Source organism: Micromonospora lacuserhaii, from assembly GCF_036902735.1.
Lineage (GTDB): Bacteria > Actinomycetota > Actinomycetes > Mycobacteriales > Micromonosporaceae > Micromonospora.
This window is the reverse complement of the sequence record NZ_JBAKHO010000060.1, coordinates 1-19,940: the sequence shown is the minus strand read 5'-3', so window position 1 is coordinate 19,940 and position 19,940 is coordinate 1. Positions and strand designations below refer to the sequence as shown.

Here is a 19,940-nt window from a genome sequence, read left to right as displayed (position 1 = left end):
TCACCGGGTGTGCTGCGATCCCGCCCCGCAAGCAGAAGCCGAGGACACCGTGACCCCGCCGCCGCAGAAGCCGACGCCGGCAGCCAAGCCCACACCGCCCCCACCGCCGACGCTCACCCGGATCAGCGCGCCGGCGCGCCCCGACGATCCCGCGCAGGCGCTGCCCGGTGACCACCTCGTCGCCACCGGAACCGGATTCGGCCCGGCCGGCGACGCCGACGCGGCGGTCCTGGTCAGCACCGGCAGCGGGCCCGCCGTGTCGGCCCAGATCATCACCTGGGCCGACGGGCAGATCCGGTTCGCGTTTCCCGACGGCACCGGCGCCGCCGGCCCCAAGCAGGTACGCGTGCGTACCAGGAACGGCATCAGCGCCACGGCGACCGTCCTGCTGGAGGACAGGCTGCGGCTGTCCGCCGCGCCGGTGGCGCTGCTGCCACTCGGTGTACAGACACGGTTCATGGCCGACGGGCGGGAACTGTGGGTACGGGCATTGCCGGACACGGTGCACGTGCACAGCCATGATGAACGGCTCACCCAGGAGGAAGCCGAACTCGGACGCCGCTACCGCGACGCCGCCGACCGTGAGGAGGTGTGGCTCGACCTGACCACCCGCTTCGGGGTGCCGCGCGCCGAGTGGATCGTCCACGCCACCCTCTCCGGCGCCGTCGCGATACGAGACAACCCGTGGGCGCGAGCGGCCCGCAGTCGACTGCTGCCCCGACGGCTGTACGCGACCGCCTACGACGACGCCGGGAATGTCATCGCCCAGCAGCACGGCCAGCCCATCCCGTTCGAACTGCCCATCGGCCCGGATCTGGCCGCCACTGGCACCGACCCCAGCCAGGACCCGGGGATGAGCTGGTTGGTGGACTTCGCCGAGGCGCAGGCCCGGGGCATGGCGCTGAAGATGCGGTTGCCGGACCCGCCGCCCCAGCGCATCGCCCGGCTCGTCGTCGTGGGCGCCGAAACGTCACTCACCCCCGAGCAGGGCGCCCACGAACTCGCCAACGCCCTTGCCGCGCACCGCTACACGCGAGGGATCGGGTTCCTCAATGAAGGCGCCCCGACGAACCTCACACCGGACACCGGCACCGGCAGCGGCCCCGCTGGCGCCGTCCGTCCGCCCGACACGCCAGCCACGACCGCCGCCGACGGCAACGCCGCCGCCACCGCCTGGGCACTCGGACTGGCCGCACCCGACGCCGCGGTGTTCTCCGCGACACCCGCCGCGGACGACGGCGCCGCACTGCGCCGTGCCCGCCGCGAGATGAACACCGCCCTGTGGCCGGCCACGTGGGGCTACTTCCTGGCGCACATGTTCGCGCCGGTCGTCCCGCCCGAGGCCGTCGAACCGGTTCGCGAACACTTCACCGATTGGGTGCGTGGTGCCGGCCCCCAGCCAGTGCTGCGCGTCGGCGAGCAGCCGTACGGCCTGCTGCCGGTCCTGCCCCTGGACCGGTGGGCGCCCCGCGACGAGGAGCCGCCCGTCGCCGCGCTCGCGGCCTTCCTGCGCGACTCGCTTCGTCCGATCTGGAGGGACTCCGTGGCGTCGGTGCCCCGCATCGGTGACCAGTCCCCCGGCGCAGCTTCCGACGAGAATCCTCTGCTGACGGTGCTGTCGTTGCAGCCCACCTCGGTGAGCTTCCGTGGCCGCAGCGTCCTCGACATGTCCTTCGTCGACGCGGCGTGGCGGTTCATCGGCAACCGCCTGTCCGCGGAATGGCGCACGGAACAGGCCGCTCTGGCTCGTGCCGTGCTCGACGCGCACGGCCTGGCCGGCGCCCAGCCGAACCTTGCCCGGACAGTGTTCGCCGCGAACTACTTCCCAGTGCCGTTCGCACTGGTGCAGTCCGGTGGTGACCGCTCCCAGCCGCCGGCGGCCGACTGGCTCACCCTGCTGCGCGACGCCGGCTGGCAGGACCTGCGCCAGGACGCGTTCCCGCTGGACGAGCGGCCCTTGCTGTACCTGCTGCTGCGCCACTCGCTGCTGGTGGCCTACCTGTTCGCCGCAGGGCGGATGGAACCGAGTGACCCGTGGCAGGGCGGCGAACCGGCCCTGTACGGCATCGACGAGATCGACGACAACCTCACCGCGCCCAGGCCGCGCATGGCCTGGGAACGGCTCACTGCCACCTCCGCCACCGGAGTGGCGAAAGGCGAACTGCTCGACGCGAACCCGCAGCCGCCGCTGGCCGCCGTCAAGACGGCGATCGACGGGCTCATCGGCGCGCCCGTGCACGTCCTGGAGCAGGCCGCCGCAGAGACCCTCGACCTGAGCGCGTACCGCCTGGATGCGTGGATCACCTCGTTCGCGCAGCGCCGGCTGCACGCCATCCGGGGCGCGCAGGGCACCGGCGGAGTGCACCTCGGCGCGTACGGCATGGTGGAGGACATCCGCCGCGGCGACGGCGGCTCCAGCGCCGGCTACGTCCACACCCCGTCACCGGCCCACGCGACCGCGGCCGCCATCCTCGCCAGCGGCTACCGCTCCCACCCCGGCGGCGCCGGCACCCGCCACCCGTTCGGCATCGACCTGTCATCCGATCGGGTCCGGCTGGCCCTGGGGCTGCTCGACGGGGTCCGCGCCGGCCAACAACTCGGAGCCCTGCTCGGCTACCGCTTCGAGCGGATGCTGCAGGAACGGGGCCTCGGCAGGTTCATCGACGACTTCCGTACCCTGGCCCCACTGCCGGTCACCGGCACCGCACCGCCCGGAGCAGCCGCCGAGGCGGTGGCGACACGCAACGTCGCCGACGGGCTCGACCTGCACCGGCGCTGGGTGGCCGCCGAACGCAGCACCGCCCCCAACTGGCCGACCAGCGCCGCCCTGCAGCCGGTGTTCGAGCAGCTCGACGACGCCGTCGACGCGGTGGGCGACATCCTGCTCACCGAAGGCGTCTTCCAACTCGGCCGTGGCAACGCCGATCGCGCCGCCGCGGCCCTACGTGCCGCCGCCCACCCCGATGGCGCACTGCCGGAACTGGAAGCCGTCTACACCCCGCACTCCGGGACCGCCGTCACCCACCGGCTGGTGGTACTGCTGCCCGGCGACCTCACCGCCGCGCCCGGTTGGACCCCGGACCCCGCCTACGCCCGCCGCGCCGCGGCGGACCCGCGGCTCGACGCCTGGGCGGGCCGGCTGCTGGGCGACCCGAAGCGGGTCCACTACCGGGTGCGCTACCTCGACCCTGTCAGCGGGACCGCGCTCGCCGAAGAGGAACGCACGCTCGACCAGCTCACACCGGCGCTGTCCCCGCTGGACGTGGTGTACGCGGCCGTGGCAACCGAACAGCATCAGCTGTCCGAACTGGAGCGGCGCATCGTCTACCACGCGGCGCGGACCAGACCCGCCGGCGTCCCGGCGGATGCCCGGATCCAGGTGACGGCCAGCCGGCAACCCGAACTTCCCTACAAGATCGGCCTGCTCGAGCTGATGGAGCTGGCCCAGGCGATGCGGGAAACGCTGGCCGGCGGCCGCCCGGTGACCCCCGACGACCTGTCGCTGCCCGAGACACCCGGCATCGCCACCGTCGACCTCGCCGATCTGTGGGCCCGTGCGGACGCCGCCACCGCCGCGCTGCACGCCGCGGGCGGCGCCCTGGCCGCCGCGATGGTCGCACCCGCCGGCGAACCGTTGCGGGCGGCGCTGCTGGCGGCCAACGCGCTCGGCGTCTCGGGCGCCGTGCCGGTGTCCGCGTCCGGCGACACACCCGCGGCCCGCACCGACCTGCTGGCGCAGGCCGCGGTCGCCGCCGCTGAGGTACGCCGCCGGATCAGCCAGCTCGACGCATTGTCCGCGCCGGCCCCCGGCGACACCGCCGGTCGCGTCGCCGACGCGCTCACCCGGCTCCGCACGGTCCTCGGCACCGACTTCCAGGCCCTGCCCCGCTACACCGCGCCGCCCGTCGGCAACGGGACCCAGGTCGACGTCGGGTTCCCCGCCACCGAGTCGTTGCTGGCCGGCGACCCCTTCGGCGTCACCCGCTGGTTCCAGCAACTCGCCAGAGTTCGTGACGGTGCCCAACGGTTGAACGATCTGATGCTCTACGCCGACGTGCTCGGCGGCGTCGACCCGCTCGCCTTCAAGGTCGCCCAGCTCCCCGCCACTCCCGGAGACCGCTGGGTGGGGCTACCCTTCGGCACCACACCACCGGCCGGGCGGGTCTCGCTGGTGGCGTTGCTACCCGCTGGGCAACTGCGAGCGGCCGGCACCATGACCGGTCTGATGATCGAGCAGTACAGCGAGGTGCTGCCCGCACGAGCGAAGACGACGGGTCTGGCGCTGCACTACGACCAGCCCAACGCCGCCCCGCCGCAGGCCATCCTCCTCGCGGTGCCACCGCGACCCGGCGAGGAGTGGACCTTGCAGACGCTACGCGCGACCGTCGACGACACCCTCGACCTGGCAAAGCTACGGATGGTCGACCTCGACTCGTTGCAGGAGTCGGGCCAGTTCCTGCCCGCAACGTACCTGGCCTACAACGGCAGGGGAGTCACCGTCGCGACCGATTTCCTGACCGGACGGGGAGCCCCACTGGCCTGACCGCGCATAGCGCCCGGCCAACCCCTCTCCCCCACCCGCACGACCCTAGAAGGGACCACAAGATGCCTGACGCGCCACGGCTGGACACAGTCGCACCGGCGTCGGGGCCGGCCGGGGCTCCGCTCACCTTGACCGGGGCGGCGTTCGGCGACCGTACGGAAGCCTCAGCGGTCCGGTTCCGCGTTCCCGTCGAGGGATCCGCGCCGGTGACCGGCAGCATCGACAGTTGGGCCGCCACCAGCATCGTTGTCCGCGTTCCGTCGCTGGCGTCATTCGGTTCCGGCGGACCGCTCGAGGTTGTCGTGCACACCGACGCCGGTGACAGCGACCCGATGTCGATTCTCCTCGAGGAGGAGGCACCGCCGGCCACCACCGCAGTCGATCCCACGCGGGCGCTGGAGCATGCCACGATCACCATCACCGGCGTACGCTTCGGCCGACGCGGCGCAGGCTCAGCAGTATTGTTCCAGGCGCCGGGCCCGCGGGACGTGCCGGCGACCATCGAGGCGTGGACCCCGACGGCGGTGACCGTACGGGTCCCCCCTCTCGACGCGCTCGACGGCGCCGGCGACCGCCCCCTGCTGGTAGGCACCCCGTGGGGACGTACCGAGCCGGCGGCCTTCCTGCTCGGCGAACTGCCGCAGGTCACCGGCGTGCTTCCGGCCATCCCCGCACCCGGGGCGGTCATCACGGTGCAGGGGCGGGCATTCGGATCGCAGGCCGGCGGCAGCCTCGGCTTGGTCGCCGTGTACGCCACCCCAGATCCCCGTCCGCCGCACATCACCACCCCGGCGATCCTGTCCTGGACCGACACGGAGATCCGAGCGCAGCTCCCCGACCTGCACGGTCTGCGTACCACCGGCCCCCGCGACGTCGTCGTCACCAGCGAATGGGGAGCCAGCCTCCCGGACCCGCGCAGCCGCATCCTGATCGAAAGCCGCGCCTCGATCACGTCCTGGACACGGCTTGAGCCGCACGCCCGTACGTCAGACCTCCAGCAGGGTCTGCAACTCGGGCTGCAAGCCCAGGTGTACGACGCCCTGTGGCTGCTCGGCAGACAGTGGCAGATGATGGAGCTGCGCGGTAGTGACGCCGGGTCACCGGTCGACGTGCAGGTGAACGGCCTGTCCACCCCCCTGGCCCGTTGGCGGCCGGCCGGAATGCAGCCCGACGATGTGCCTGTCGGTACACCGCTGGAAGCCGTCGTGGAACGTGAGCGGGTGATCCCCGCGAACGGCCCGTTCGATGACGTGCAGCTGGCCGCTGAGGCCGGCCTGCACCTGCTGCGTCTGATCACTGCGAACCTGCGCGATCCGCAGAAGAGCGATGACTACCGCGCTCGCTTCCTTCGCGCCTACCCACTGCAGCCACCCGCGGACCTGGCCGCTCTGGACGCACGTACCCGCCGATTCCTCGCCGTCACCCAGGGCCGAGCGCCCGACGGCGCGGCGATCTACGCCGACTTCCAGGGCGCGCTGGGCGCGAACCCGACCCTGCCCAAACAACCACCGATCAACGGCAACGACCGCTCCGCCGTCCTCACCGCAGTACGACAGTGGTACGACTGGTGCACCCATCTGGTCAGCCAACCCGCAGTCGACACGTCGGCCTGGGATCGGCAACGCATGGAGTATTCGTTCGCGGCGGGTTCCGGTGATCTGTTGCTCACCGCACCCGAACACGACGGCGGGCACCTCGACTGGTACTCCTTCACCCGAAGCACCCCCACCCCGACAGCGTCCCTCGGCACACCTGCGGCAGGGCGGGGACCGGCCGCCTTCACCCGCAAGGCCGTACCGAATCCGGTCAGCTACCCGGGAATGCCGGTACCGCGCTGGTGGGAGCTGGAGGACGGCCGGGTCGACTTCGGCTCCGTCGCCGCCGCGCCGAGCGACCTGCTGACTCTCGTCCTCGTCGAGTTCGCCACCGTGTACGGCAACGACTGGTTCACGATGCCGCTGGACGCGTTGCCCGTCGGTGCCCTGTGCGAGCTGACGTCCGTGACCGTGACCGACGCCTTCGGGGTGTCGACCACGATCGGCCCGTTCGGCGACGGAGCCGGCACGGACTGGCGGATGTTCGAGCTTGCCAGTGACGACGCCGCAGCTGACGCCGGCAGTGCAATGCTGCTGCTCGACGCATTGCCGACCACCCAGGAGTCCCGTCCGCTGGAGGACGTCCTGCTCCTACGTGACGAACTGGCGAACATGGCCTGGGCCGTGGAGAAGATCGTCCAGAGCCCCTGCGGGCGGCCGCTGGATCTTCACGAGGACGAGGTGGCCCGGCGGACAGCGCAGCCAGGCCCGGACGCTGCCCGCCTTCGGCAATACCTGCTGCAGACGCCGGTTCCCCGCAACTGGATTCCCCTGCTGCCCCGATTCGACCGCGACACCACCGGCAGCGTCACCGCGCGTTGGCTGGCGCGAGGCGCGATCCGTGAACCGGGCAGCGGCATGGCGATCCCACCGCGCGGCAGGTTCCTGGAACCTGGCGTGCCGCTGGACATCTACGACGAGGAGATTCCCCGTGCCGGGGTTCGGCTGACCCGCCTCTGGACACTGGGCCGGTCCGCAGACGGCCAGACCCACCTGTGGCGAGCCCGCCGCAAGGGCCCGGGCCGCGGCGAGGGTTCCAGCGGTATGCGGTTTGACACCACCCGGGCGTAGGGTGCTCGCCATCGGCTTCCGACTGTCCACCGCTGCCGGTTCGCCGGTCCTGCGGCAGGTCCCACGACGCTAGGGTCGGCGAACTCCGCACCCACTCAATCAACCACCCGGCGAAGCTACCCGACTGCGACGACCACGTGCTCCCACAGCCTGCCCGCTAAAGGTCAACGCCGTGAAGTTTGGCGTGCGGGCTGGTAGGCAAGTGCCTCGGCGCTCGTATTGGCGAATGGGTGTAGCTGTCCGGTCATCGCCGATAGCGCGTCGGCCCCGTCCTGGAGATCAGCTTTGATGTAGGCGGTGGTGAAAGATCCGGGGCTGTCGGTGTGACCGGCGTACCTTCGGAATCACCAACGCCGGGTCAGAAGGAACCAACCGGGTCATCAAGACCGTCGCCCGCGACGCCTACGGATTCCGGAATCCCGAGAACCAGCGGCTACGTACCCGCACCGCCACCACCCGTCGCCACCGCGGACACCTCAACCGGGGCTGTCTCGCTAAAGGTGTTTCCGGCGAGCTTGGTTAGTAGGTTTCAGCGGCCGGGAAGCGGTCGCTGAAGGTGATGGCGAAGGCGTTCAACGCGGGTTTCCAGCGCATCGTCCATCGGGTCCTGCCGTCCCCGGTGGGGTCCAGGGACCGGGTCACCAGGTACAGACACTTCAACGCGGCCAGCTCGTTCGGGAAGTGGCCGCGGGCCTTGACCGCTCGCCGGTAACGGGCGTTGAGGGACTCGATCGCGTTGGTCGAGCAGATGACTTTGCGGATCTCCAGGTCGTAGTCGAGGAACGGGATGAACTCGGCCCAGGCGTTGTCCCACAGGCGGATCACCGCCGAATACCGATCGCCCCACTTGTCGGCAAGGTCGTCGAACGCCGCCCTGGCGGCGGTGGCGTTGACGGCGGTGTAGATCGGCTTGATGTCGCGCTTCAACTCGTCCCAGTAGCGGCGGGACGTCAGCCGGAACGTGTTGCGGATCAGATGGATGATGCAGGTCTGCACCACGGTCTGCGGCCACACGTTCGTGACGACCTCGGGCAGCCCTTTGAGGCCGTCGCAGACGAGGAAGAACACGTCCTTGACCCTGCGGTTGCGCAGGTCGGTCAGCACGCTCATCCAGAACTTCGCGCCCTCACCACCGGTGCCGGCCCACAGTCCGAGGATGTCCTTCTCGCCGGTGACGCAGGGAAGTGGCTGACCAGCGGATTATCGGCTGTGGCAGCCAGCGAGCCTGCGTGGTGCCGGTGAGGTCCGTCCCTGGCGCGAAGTGGCGGTGGCAGCCTCCCTGCCCGGCAAATTGACCGTTTGGCCCCAAGGCGGACCGACGCATACGTACGTTTTCGGGAGGGTCGGTGTCGCACGGGGGTAGGTGGTGTGGGCGAGGTACGCGAGGCGTTCGTCGAGTTGCAGGAGCGCCTGGACAGGCCGGGAACACGGATGCTGGATCGGCTTCGGCAGGCGCAGGACGAGGACGGTCGGATCGACGCCGAGGACCTGGAGCGGGCCGCTGGCGACTTCGGTTGGCCGGTGGCGGCCGTGACGGGGGCGGCGTCCTACTACGCCGACTTTGCCGAGGGGCGCCGTGGCCGGCGTCATGTCCGGGTTTGCGAGGGAACCTCGTGCTTCGCCAGCACGCAGGGTCAGCACATTCCACGTCTTGAGCGGGCGCTGGGCGTTCGTCTGGGTGAGTGCGCCGCGGACGGGTCGGTGTCGCTGCAGGGCGTGCGGTGTCTCGGGTACTGCTACGACTCGCCGGCTGTTCTGGACGGGGATCAACCGGGTAGTGGTGAGCTGCTCGGCGGGTTGTTCGGCGATCCGCGCGCCGCCGAGCGGCGGACGAGGCCCGGCTGGGCGGAGCCGTTGAAGATGCGGGCCGCGGAGATAGGGTACGTGAGCGCGGTGGATCGTCCGGTGGTGCTGGCCGGGTTGATCGGCGGCGAGGGCCCTTGGGAGGTGTGGCCGGGCGTCGTGGCTTCCGGTTCACCCGATCAGGTGATGGCTGAGGTCGCCGCGTCGGGCCTGCGCGGGCGAGGCGGGGCGGGGTTCCCGGTGGCGAAGAAGTGGTCCGCGACCGCGCGGGAACCCGGGCCGAGGTATGTGGTGGCCAACGGCGACGAGGGGGATCCCGGCTCGTTCTGCGATCGGCTGCTCATGGAGAGCGATCCGCACCGGATCCTGGAGGGCTTGGCACTGGCGGCCTTCGCGGTGGGAGCGCGGCATGGGGTGATCCTCGTCCGGTCGGAGTACCCGACGGCCGCCAGGCGGTTGCGTGCGGCAGTGTCCGAGGCGCGGGAGAGCGGCCACCTGGGCAAGCGGGTACACGGCTCGGACTTCGACTTCGACGTGGAAGTTGTGCGTGGCGCCGGCTCGTACGTCGCCGGGGAGGAGACGGCGTTGCTGCACGCCGTGGCCGGCCTGCGGGCCGATGTGCGGGCCCGCCCCCCTTACCCCACCAGCCACGGGTACCTAGGGCAGCCGACCGCCGTGAACAACGTAGAGACGCTGTCGGCCGTGCCCTGGATCGTCCGGCACGGCGGGGCCGGGTACGCCCGCCTCGGTCATCCGGACGAGCCGGGCACCAAGCTGGTCTGTCTGAGCCAGCGCTTCCGCCGGCCGGGCGTGTATGAGGTCGAGTACGGTGTGCCGCTGCGCCATCTGGTCGAGGATCTCGGTGGCGGGCTGCGCGAGCCGCACACGCTGCGGGCGGTGCAGGTCGGTGGCCCGCTCGGCGGGTTCCTCACCCCGGATCAGCTGGATCTTCCGCTGCTGTCCCGGCCGCTGGCGGAGGCTGGTGTCGCGTTGGGACACGGCAGTCTGGTCGCGGTCGATTCGGCGATGCCTGCCGCCGCGATCCTGCGGCACGCGTGGGCGTTCGGGGCCGCGGAGAGCTGCGGGGCCTGTACGCCATGCCGGGTGGGCGCCCGCCGAGGCCTCGAACTCGCCGAGCGTATCGGGGAACCCACCCAGGCTGAGGCGGCCCTGGCCGCCCATGAACCGCTGCTTGAGGTGCTGACCGCGGCGAGCCTGTGCGCCTTCGGACGCGGAGTGTCCTGTGCGGTCCGCAGTCTGCTGCACGTCTACTCAGACGAGCTGCGCCGGACGGGCGAGTAGATGCAGCTGTCCGTCAACGACGTAACTGTCCAGGTAGCCGACGGGGCCAGCGTGCTGGATGCCGTCAAGGCGGCCGGGGCAGTGGTGCCGACCCTCTGCTACGACGAACGGCTCACCCCACAGGGGTCGTGCCGGGTCTGCCTGGTCGGCGTGAAAGGACGGGCGATGCCGGCCTGCACGACACCCGCCACCGAGGGCATGCTGGTGCACACCGACGACCCGGTCGCCCGTCGGTCGGCGCAGCTGTCGCTGGAACTGCTCGTCTCTCAACTGCCCGCCCGGGCGCTCGACGTTCCCGCCGACCGCAGCGAGCTGGTCCGCACGTGCGAGTACTTCGGGGTGACCGGGAGCCGGTTCGACGGGGCCATCCGAACGCGGGGCGTCGACCACTCCCACCCCTACGTGAAACTCGACCGGGACCTGTGTGTCGCCTGCAACCGATGCGTACGGATGTGCGCGGAGGTTCAGGGCACCTTCGCGCTCTCCCTGACCGGGCGCGGGTTCGACACCGTGGTCGCGGCCGGCACGGGCGACGACTGGGTGTCCTCTCCCTGCGTCGCCTGCGGCGGCTGCGTCGACACCTGCCCGAGCGGAGCCCTGTCCGAACCAGGGCTGCTCGACCCTCGCCCGATCAGCCGGACGACCACCACCACCTGCGGATACTGCGGCGTGGGATGCACCCTGGGAGTGCACGTACGCGACAACGAGGTGGCCGCCATCACCCCCGTGCACGGCGCTCCCGTCAACCGGGGCCACGCCTGTATCAAGGGTCGCTTCGCCCATGCCTTCACCCGGTCCCGCGACCGGCTGACCGCACCGCTGATGCGTCGCGGCGGCCGGGACTCGCCGTTGGAGCCCGCGTCCTGGGCGGAGGCGCTCACCATGGTGGCGACCCGGCTGGCCGAGATCCGGCACCGGCACGGGCCGGATGCGATCGGGATGATCTCATCGGCGCGGGCGACGAACGAGGAGAACTATCTCGCACAGAAGTTCGCCCGTGCCGTCCTCGGCACGAACAACGTCGACAACTGCTCCCGACTCTGTCACGCCCCGTCGGCGGTCGGGCTGAGCGCCTCGTTCGGCTACGCCGGCGGGACCAACTCCGTGGACAACCTCGACGGCACCGACTGCATCCTGATCGCCGGGGCGAACCCGACCGAAGCTCATCCGGTCATCGGGGCGCGGATCAAGCAGCTGGTGCTGCGCGGAGCCCGGCTTGTCGTCATCGACCCGCGTCGCATCGACCTCGCCGAGATGGCCGACGTGCACGTGCAGGCCAAACCCGGGTCGAACGTCGCCGTCTTCAACGGCATCGCCCGGGTGCTGCTCGACGAGGGCTACGCCGACGAGGAGTTCCTCCGCACGCGGGCCAGCGGGCTGGCCGAACTGACCGAGTTGCTGCGCGACTACCCGGTGGATCAGGCCGCGCGCCTGGCCGGGGTCCATCCCAAGACGCTCACCATGGCAGCCCGCCTGTACGGGACCGCGCGACGCCCGGCGATCGTCTACGGGCTCGGCATCACCGAGCACGCCCACGGCACCGACGGAGTACGCACGCTGGCGAACCTCGCCATCCTGAAAGGCGCCGTCGGCACGCGAGGCTGCTGCGGCGTGCTGTCGATGCGCGGGCAGAACAACGTCCAAGGGGCGTCGGACATGGGCGCCCTGCCGGACATGCTGCCCGGCTACCAGCACGTCACCGACCCGGACGTTCGTGTCCGTTTCGGCCGGTCCTGGGGCGTGGACGTGCCCGACCGGCCCGGGCTGCGCATTCTTGAGATGTTCGAGGCGGCCGTTGCCGGTCGGGTGCGAGCGATGTACGTCATCGGGGAGGACATCGCGCAGACCGACCCCGACAGCGGAAACGTGCGCACCGCCCTCGCTGCCTGCGACCTGGTCGTCAGCCACGACCTGTTTCTCTCCCGCACGGCCCAGCTCGCCGACGTGGTGTTCCCGGCCGTGTCCTTCCTCGAAAAGGACGGAACGTTCGTCAACTTTGATCGGCGGGTGCAGCGGGTCCGTCCCGCACTGACGCCACCCGGCCAGGCCAAGCCCGACTTCGACATCCTGCGACTGCTCGCCCGGACGATGGGAGCCGACCTCGGTTGCCCGACCCCGGCCGACGCCCTGGCTGAGTGCGCCACGCTGACGCCGACGTTCTCCGGCATCTCCCACGCCCGGTTGGACCGGGAGGGGCCGCTGCACTGGCCGTGCCGCGCGGCGGACCAGCCCGGTGAGGGGCGCCTCTACCTCGACTCCTTCGCCACTCCGGACGGGCGTGCCGCTCTGGCCGCGCGACCGTACCTGCCGCCGGGCGAACAACCCGATGCCGCTTTCCCGTACGTCCTGATCACCGGTCGCCGGCTGGTGCACTACAACAGCGGCTCGATGAGCCGCCGCACCCCCAACGTCGAGCTTTGCCCGCGCGAGGTGCTCGACCTCCATCCGGACGACGCCGCCCGGCTCCGGATCACCCACGGAGACCTCGTCGAGGTGGCCAACCGCCGCGCAGTCGTGACCTTCTCCGTCCATCTGACCGACACGGTCGCCCCCGGCCAGCTGTTCACCGCCTTCAACTTTCCCGACACCCCCACCAACGCCCTCACGTCTGACGTCACGGACACGGTGACGGGATGCCCCGAATACAAGGTGACGGCCGTATCGCTGCGTCCGGTCCGACCTCCCAGCCGGCCCGAGGCACATTGAGCAGCGCTACCGCTCGCAGATCGGCAGGCGGTGTCGGCCGGCCCGCCGGCACCCGTGGTGACAGGAGGCGCGCATGCGGATTGGCCCCAGCCGAGGAGAGGTGAAGGCCCAGAAGCTGTGGTGGGACTGGGCGCTGCTGGTCGCCGTCACGGCGGCGTTGCTGGCCGGGGCAGCACTGTGGTTCGCCGACCGGCGCGGCCCCGCGGACCTGCTGTGGGCCGACGCAACCGCGGTCGCCCTGCTGCCTGCGATCACGTGGGTCGTCCGGTCGTTGCTGCACCGGCAGGTCGGGGTCGACGTGATCGCGGTCCTGGCACTGGCCGGGGCTCTCGTCGTACGCGAGTACCTGGCCGGCGCGGTGATCGCGCTGATGCTCGCGACGGGGCGCACCGTGGAGGCGTACGCGGAGCGGAGGGCGTCACGGGACCTGGGCGGACTCCTCGAACGCGCCCCCCGATCGGCACGCCGACGCACCCCGCGCGGGGCCATCGAGACCGTGCCGCTCGACGCGGTACAGCCGGATGGCCGCCTGCTCGTCGGCCTCGGCGAGGTGGTCCCGGCTGGACCTGTCGATGTACGACGTGCCGCTGATCCTCGACGAAGGCGAAGACTCCTTCTCCGCCTACGCGCCCGCAGCGCCTGACCTCAGCTCAAGTCCAAATGCAGGGACGCCGGTCGGGTCGTTCACGCTGCGTCACACGGGGGACGCGAGCCCCGACGCTCAGGACCTGGGCACTACCTGAACGACGCTTCCCCCGCCGCTCGCCGTGTTGTCGTCGCCGACCAAGGAGGTGACCAGGTTGTAGTACCCCGGCTTCGCCTGCTGACCGATCACGATGGTGCTGACGGGTCGTTCATCGGGCGCGCCGGATGGTCGAACCGGTGCGGCCGCGAAGGTGACCAGCCCCGGAACGGTGCCCTCTGTCGCGGCCTTGAGGTCACCTACGGACGCGAACGGACCGGTCAAGCGTGCGGTCAACTCGACCTGCGGTGGGGTTCCGCCCGGCTCGTCCGGGGACTCGACAGTCCAGTGCACAGTCAAGGTCTGACCAGGCTGGTACAGCGTGTCGACGTCCCGGGCCTCACAGCAGCTGTACGTCACCGGCGCGGCCGCCACCGGGCCGGAGGGCTCGACGCTGCAGGCTGCCAGGAGCGGCGTGACAAGGCAGACAAGCAGGCGGCCCCGCGACACGTTCATGCGCAGGATCGTACGTCCAGGTCGCCAGTCCCGTAGCCGCGCGCTGGACGCCATCGGCGAGGCCGGCCCAGCGAACCTGCAATGGCACAGGCTGACGCCGGGCCAGCAGGAACAGCTCACCACGGCTGGCGATCGGCAACGGCTCATGCCGCGCGCTACATCCTGAGCAGGTACGACGCAAAGGAACTTTTCGCGGTGACCGCAGAACGCTGGCTCGCCTGGCTGCCGTCCCTGCTCGGCAAGCCTGACACCGCCGGGCCCACCAGGACGGCCATCGAGCGGAGCCTGGAAGCCGCCACAGCCGCCGCCGAGCAGATCCTCATCCCTGCGCTGAGTGAGCCTAACGACCTCGTGCGTGATTGGCCGGGGTACCTACCGGCAGCGAGGGAGGCCGTCTCGTCGATTGTGGGGTGTGGCTGGTAGGGCCTTCGACGGTTTGGTGGTGTTCTCGGTGCGGTCGGTGTGCTGATGGTCGGAGAGCAGGCCGGCGATGGCGCGGATGGTGGCGTCGAAGTGGTCGCGTCGACCGTGGTAGCGGCCCAGGATCCGCCAGTTCTTGAGGTGTCCGATGACGTGCTCGACGCGGATGCGCTGTGAGGAGTGCCGTTTGCGGGCTGCCGCGTGCGCGGCGATGACGCTCGGTGGCAGCGAAGTCTGGCCTTTACGTGACGTGGGCCTTGGGGTGATCACGGCTCCGCCGGTTTCGGCACCCAGTCCTTGGTAGCCGGCGTCGGCGAGGACCTGGACCCCGAGCGGCGCGTGGAGGAGGAGGTCGACGAGTCCGGCGGTCCGCACCTGGGTGAGGTCGTGCATCGAGCCCGGACGTGTCTCGCCGCAGAACAACAGCCTGCCGATCGGATCGCAGATCACGAGGGCTTTCATCGTGTTGAGCCGGGCTTTGCCGGACACGAACCGGTCCCTACCTGCCCGTCCCGCGATCGGTCGGCGTACCCGCCCCTCGGTGGCGTCCATTAACGCCCGAGGGTGGTGACCGAGGTACGCCACCGCGTCGGCGAGGGTGCGAAGCCGGACACCGTCATGCACCCTGCGACCACGCTCGGCCAGCAGCGGCCGCACCTCCGCGACGCTGCGCGTGATCGTCGAGCGATGCACCCCGAACCACGCGGCCACCACGTCATGCGTCAACCCGTGCCGCAGATGCACCAGCGTGGCCACCAGCCGATCCGGGAACCCAAACCGGTACCTCGCGCCCGCGCCGATGCGGCGACGACGCGCTCGCGCGGCGAGCCGGTCACGGTGCCGGGACAGCCCTGTCATCCGACGATCCATCATGATCGCAGCACCAACCATGGCACGATCATCGATGCTCAAGGATTCGCAACTGTGCACGAGGTCGTTAGCACAAGCAATGCTGCACCGACGACGGCGATCAGACTGACGTAAGCCGCCACACGGCGGATCTGGATGTGCCCCAGCGCGGCTACCTCGGGCCACCGCGCCAGCCCGTAACCGAACACCCCGCCGCTGACAGCGGCCAACGCGACCGCAAAGGCCGCCCAGACCGTCCACCGTTCGGTCCCGCGGTGCGGGGAGGTCAACGACACGGCGTAGCCGAACATTGCACCGGCCACTACATATGCTGCGCGCGCCACCCCACCTCGCCACCATCCGACCATCCGCACGCCACCTCTGTTTTGTCCCACTGGTTTGCCCACAGCGAGGCCGTTACCGCTCTCCGGAATCAGCTTGCTCCCGGGCCTCGGCCCCAGTGGCATCCGGGCTGCTGCGCTGTTGGGGAGAGGGGTGCTGCCCCCCGCTGGCCGGGCGGTGAGCGGCCCGGACGGTTTTCGGCGGCGCCGCCAGCGGCTCCTGGAAAGCGGATTGGGCGGGAGGTGCCCCGGGCGGCGCTGGGGCGGACGAGATCGATCGGGCCGCCACCAGATCCTTGCTCGGCACACTGTTCAGGATGGATTGCGCCTGGTTGTCGATGAAGCGAGTGGCGAGCTGCTGGGCATATCCGAGCACCAGGGCGTATGCGAGGATCTGCCGCTGGCTGTCAAGTTCGGACAGCCCAGGCAGGAACCCACCACCGAGCAACACAATCCCGGCCACTGCACTGAGCGAGCCGGACGGAACCTTAAGCAGAGCCAATGCGATTGGGACGTCGTAGGGCACCGACGTCCCGCGCAATCCGCGGATGGAGAACGCCGCGGCTAACGCCCCGCCGAGCAGGCCCAAGCCGGCCACGATCAGCACGTCCCCCGAAGAGGGGCTCCGCTTGTCGCCGCTGGGGCAGACCGTCCCCGCGTTTACCTGACCAGCCGCGACCGGTCGTGCGGACGGCGAGGCGGCGGTTGCGGCCTGAGACGGCGAAGCGGAGGTCGGGAGGGGAGGCACGGTGGTCGGCGAGGAGGCCGGAGCGGCAACCGTAGGTGAGGTGGTCGAAGGAAGGAAGCACAACGGCATCGCCGTCGGGGTGCGGGCTACCAGGAAGACCAGACCCGCCATCAGTACCGCGATCAGCGCCGCGCTGACGATGAGGATGTTGCGGAAGTTCCGCACGCGGACATGTAACTGGTCGGCCGCTTCATATCCGATGGTCATCGCCTGCTGTACGACCTCACGCGTGCCCGGTGCCCTCGCCGCCGCCATGTCGGGTAGCCGGTCGATCAACGTGCGGCGCGGGTCAGCCGGATGAAGGGTTGCTTGGACTCTGGCAACTACGTTCGGGATCAGGGCGGCAATCTGCTCATCCGACAGCAGGTTGACGAGAAAGACCTCGGCAGCGTGCAGGCTCTGGTAGGCCCGCACCACCGAGGTACCACGCCACCGGTCGTGGGGATGGCGCCAACGCCACCGGCCGCGTTCAGTGGCGTCGCGGGCGGAACTGAGGAGGGTAACGATCGCTTGGGCGGTCGCCTGACGCTGAAGGTCCCGCTGTCTGCCCGGTTCTGCCAGCGCGATGTGCATCTGCCGCTCAATGGTGGCTGTCTTGACGGCAGCGTCGATCGCCCACTGCTCCGGCCAAAGCCGGCTCTGCATCACGGAGACATCGGTCGCCATGCGGTCACCCCCAGACGCCGTATCCGGACCGTATCAGTAGCGAAACGACCGTGATGCGTAGTGTCCGATGACCGACCGCCGTCACCGCGTAGACGTCGATAATCAGCCAGCGTCTACATAACGAACCCGGGCTGTCGTACTAGGTCGACATCGCACGCCGCAATCAAATGCACCGACAGTCGGTCACCCTCCACATTCGGTATAGTAGTGGTGCGCGCACGCGGCTCATATCCCATGAATGGGTACTGGTGCGAGTTCGGCGGGCTACCTCACTCCCATGATCGAGGTACCTGCCGTCGCCGACGAAGCCTTCTCGGACGAACTCGACGCCGATGATGTGCCGCCGGTGGCCGTCGCCGGATGACCAACAGCGGACACGCCACCGGCAAGGAAGCTGCCGACGCTCGCGCGGAGGTGCTGCGCAAGCACCGCGACGGCACGCTCCCCAAGAACGCCAAGATCACCCTGGCCCCTCGTCGTCAGGCGCCTCTTCCCCGACGTCGACGTCCTCACCGTCGAACAGGCCGATTTCCGAGGCCTGCACCGCGCCGTCAGCAGGCATATTCGCGACCCCCTGGTTCCCGTACGTACAAAGGGTCTCGCCACCAAACTGCCGCCGCAGCCGGGTAGCCGACAGATTGCCTGCGGCGAGCGTGGTGTTGACATCCGGGCCGATGAGCCCCGCCAGTCCCGATGGCGCGTCCGGTGCACCGTTGGCTCGCGACGAGGCGTCACGCTGCTGGTGCAGAGGTTTGCATGCCTCCGGTGTCGGCGGTCGGAAAGGCGACCTTGTCGCGGTGGCGACCGTTTCCGTCGAGTGCCCCGCCTAGCGTTGGAAGGACTGAAGTGTCGGTCGGTGCCCGGGCGGCGCTGGCGGCTGGGAGAGTCGGATGCTGGAGAGTTTTCTGCCATCACAGAATGGCTTCGCATTCGTCAATGCGTGGCCGACGCGGCCGGCCGTCGTCCTGCCCACCCCATTGGGGTCCATCCGTTTGGGCGACGCCTCCGCTGGCCTGTGCGGGGGGATGATCTTTGCGGCGCTCGACTACTGGCGCGCCGGTTTGGCGACGCCTCCCGAGCGACCCGCGCCGAACGACCCGCTCTACGGTTTCCTCGTCCATCGCCTGGTCGATTCCTGGCATGTGCCCGCCGGAGTCGTCCAGTACTACCAGTGGATGAGCCTGCCCGACGGGGACTCCAGCTTCACTATGTTCGGCCGTCGCGTCCTCATCGAACGCGGCGTCGGCTGGCGCACGATCAAAGTCCAGTGGCCACAGATTTCGACCGACCTCGATCGAGGCGTGCCGGTGCCGCTCGGTGTCGTCACGGTGGCTTCGAGAGAGCCCCGGGATTTGGCCCTCAACCACCAGGTGTTGGCCTTCGGCTACAGCGTGACCGGGACTCGGGTAAATGTGCGGGTGTACGACCCAAACCGGGGCCGCCGCGACGACATCTTCATCAGCTTCAACACCGGGACCCCGACGAAGCCGACGGTGTTCGAGCACAACCTGGGCATTGGTGAGACCAGGGTCCGTGGCTTCTTTCGCGCTGCCTATACACCGGACCACGTCCCCGGGCGATGATGGCCCGAGGCGAAAGCCGCGTACGAGCACGCCTGCGACGCGACGACCTGGCCGCCACCGATCCGGTCACCTCGACGATCCTGACCCGCCCGGTCCACCGCAGCCCCTGAGTCATTCAGCCGGACGCCGGGAACGCCTGAAAGCTCCGCCGCACCAGGTTGTCTGGGTTCACGATGATGCGTCTCGTGTCAGCCTGCATGGTGTCACCGATCTCGACGCGCAGGCGTCGCCCACACGCCAGATGCCTCCGGCGGTCCTGATCTTGCAGTGATCGTCACCGCCGGCGAGATTTCACCGCGCCGGCGTCCGACGGCTTGCTCAGTCAACGCCTCACCCCGGATAGTGACAACTTCGGATTCGCCGGAGAGGTCACCGAGCAGCAAGCCCTGGTCAGGGCGGTGCTGCTGAGATTGATCTTCCAGAGAGCAGGACGACTCCGGACTGACAGACAGACGCACGCAGAAACGGACACCTATGACTCGGCCGCATCGTCAGCGCGCCCCAGCCATCGACCTGGTATCTGAAGTTGCTCAGCGCCCACGCGTCGGGCGGGGTGACCACTTCGGTCTTCCCTGGGAGGTCACGCCGACCGCTCGCCCACATCACCACAGGTCAGAGCGCTGCCCCCGTCCGACCCCGGTGAGCACTTCGGACGCTGTGACCACTTCGCCAAGCTGCACACAATCTGCACCCACTTGCAAGGCATGATCACCGGCAAGGTCCTTACCGCCTCGACCTGCGAACACTCCCCTGCCAGGTGACATAGAGCGCCGTCGGCTGCTGCTCAATATGGCTGAGCACTCCGTGTGAAGCAGGACGCTACACCCACTCTGACCTGCGGAAACGCAAGACCGCAGGTCAGAGCGTACGCCGTTGGGCGCCGTTCGGTGCCGTTGAGTGCAGTTCGACGCCGTTCAGTGCACCCGACTGCTCCCAAGATGCTCCCCCGATCCCGACCCCAACGGACCCACACATTCAGCCGCGGCGGACGATGAGTGTCACGTCGCTGCTGGTCGCGATCACCAGAGTGTGGCCGGACGCGCCGCGGGCTTTGTCGGCTCCGCCTGAAAACTGACCACGTGGTTCCGGCTGAATCGGGACCACCTCCTGAAGCA

General features: G+C 69.9%; 10 protein-coding genes and 2 pseudogenes. 8 read left to right on the top strand and 4 right to left on the bottom strand.

From position 1 onward, the window contains the following. The first annotated feature begins 7 nt into the window (after positions 1-7). From V6U81_RS25470 to V6U81_RS25460, 3 genes and pseudogenes are all read left to right on the top strand, one after another. Positions 8-4,543: a hypothetical protein gene (locus V6U81_RS25470; protein WP_334492832.1), complete on the top strand. Its 4,536-nt coding sequence runs from the start codon at positions 8-10 to the stop codon at positions 4,541-4,543. Positions 4,544-4,749: 206 nt separating this feature from the next. Then, entirely contained in the window at positions 4,750-7,209 is a 2,460-nt protein-coding gene (locus V6U81_RS25465) for a hypothetical protein (RefSeq protein WP_477463756.1), read from the top strand. A 340-nt stretch (positions 7,210-7,549) separates the two neighbouring features. Continuing rightward, positions 7,550-7,732 (top strand): annotated as a pseudogene (locus tag V6U81_RS25460) (transposase); the annotation flags it as partial. Here the strand turns inward: V6U81_RS25460 and V6U81_RS25455 are convergent. Continuing rightward, positions 7,729-8,379, bottom strand: a pseudogene (locus V6U81_RS25455) (IS256 family transposase); the annotation flags it as partial. The pseudogenes V6U81_RS25460 and V6U81_RS25455 sit on opposite strands and share 4 nt — an antisense overlap. Positions 8,380-8,577: 198 nt before the next feature. On the opposite strand from V6U81_RS25455, the gene V6U81_RS25450 reads away from it, so the two are divergent. The 3 genes from V6U81_RS25450 (at position 8,578) to V6U81_RS25440 (ending at position 13,663) form a co-directional block, all read left to right on the top strand. Then, the gene (locus tag V6U81_RS25450) at positions 8,578-10,314 is read left to right on the top strand and encodes an NAD(P)H-dependent oxidoreductase subunit E (protein WP_334492828.1); all 1,737 of its coding nucleotides are present in this window, start codon (positions 8,578-8,580) and stop codon (positions 10,312-10,314) included. After that, positions 10,315-13,020, top strand: a complete 2,706-nt coding sequence (gene fdhF / locus V6U81_RS25445) for a formate dehydrogenase subunit alpha (protein ID WP_334492826.1) — start codon at positions 10,315-10,317, stop codon at positions 13,018-13,020. It abuts the gene before it with no gap. 73 nt (positions 13,021-13,093) lie between these two features. Further along, the gene (locus tag V6U81_RS25440) at positions 13,094-13,663 is read left to right on the top strand and encodes an HAD family hydrolase (RefSeq protein WP_420884084.1); all 570 of its coding nucleotides are present in this window, start codon (positions 13,094-13,096) and stop codon (positions 13,661-13,663) included. Between the two features lie 78 nt (positions 13,664-13,741). Here the strand turns inward: V6U81_RS25440 and V6U81_RS25435 are convergent, their stop codons facing one another. From V6U81_RS25435 to V6U81_RS25425, 3 genes are all read right to left on the bottom strand, one after another. Continuing rightward, a complete protein-coding gene (locus tag V6U81_RS25435) occupies positions 13,742-14,218 on the bottom strand; it encodes a hypothetical protein (RefSeq protein ID WP_334492825.1) in 477 nt (158 codons plus the stop codon). A 372-nt stretch (positions 14,219-14,590) separates the two neighbouring features. Next, the gene (locus V6U81_RS25430; RefSeq protein ID WP_334492823.1) at positions 14,591-15,550 is read right to left on the bottom strand and encodes a transposase family protein; all 960 of its coding nucleotides are present in this window, start codon (positions 15,548-15,550) and stop codon (positions 14,591-14,593) included. Positions 15,551-15,904: 354 nt separating this feature from the next. Then, on the bottom strand, positions 15,905-17,242 hold the full coding sequence (locus V6U81_RS25425) for a hypothetical protein (protein ID WP_334492822.1): 1,338 nt from the start codon (positions 17,240-17,242) through the stop codon (positions 15,905-15,907). A gap of 238 nt (positions 17,243-17,480) precedes the next feature. Between V6U81_RS25425 and V6U81_RS25420 the strand changes: the two genes are divergently transcribed. Then, the gene (locus V6U81_RS25420) at positions 17,481-17,606 is read left to right on the top strand and encodes a hypothetical protein (protein ID WP_334492821.1); all 126 of its coding nucleotides are present in this window, start codon (positions 17,481-17,483) and stop codon (positions 17,604-17,606) included. Between the two features lie 526 nt (positions 17,607-18,132). Then, on the top strand, positions 18,133-18,825 hold the full coding sequence (locus V6U81_RS25415) for a hypothetical protein (RefSeq protein ID WP_334492820.1): 693 nt from the start codon (positions 18,133-18,135) through the stop codon (positions 18,823-18,825). The last annotated feature ends 1,115 nt before the right edge of the window (positions 18,826-19,940 follow it).

Bases quoted from the DNA above. Each gene is read 5' to 3' on its own strand.
- V6U81_RS25440 (WP_420884084.1), top strand. From the start codon at position 13,094: ATGCGGATTGGCCCCAGCCGAGGAGAGGTGAAGGCCCAGAAGCTGTGG.
- V6U81_RS25420 (WP_334492821.1), top strand. From the start codon at position 17,481: ATGGGTACTGGTGCGAGTTCGGCGGGCTACCTCACTCCCATGATCGAG.
- V6U81_RS25425 (WP_334492822.1), bottom strand. From the start codon at position 17,242: ATGGCGACCGATGTCTCCGTGATGCAGAGCCGGCTTTGGCCGGAGCAG.
- fdhF (WP_334492826.1), top strand. From the start codon at position 10,315: ATGCAGCTGTCCGTCAACGACGTAACTGTCCAGGTAGCCGACGGGGCC.
- V6U81_RS25415 (WP_334492820.1), top strand. From the start codon at position 18,133: ATGCTGGAGAGTTTTCTGCCATCACAGAATGGCTTCGCATTCGTCAAT.
- V6U81_RS25435 (WP_334492825.1), bottom strand. From the start codon at position 14,218: ATGAACGTGTCGCGGGGCCGCCTGCTTGTCTGCCTTGTCACGCCGCTC.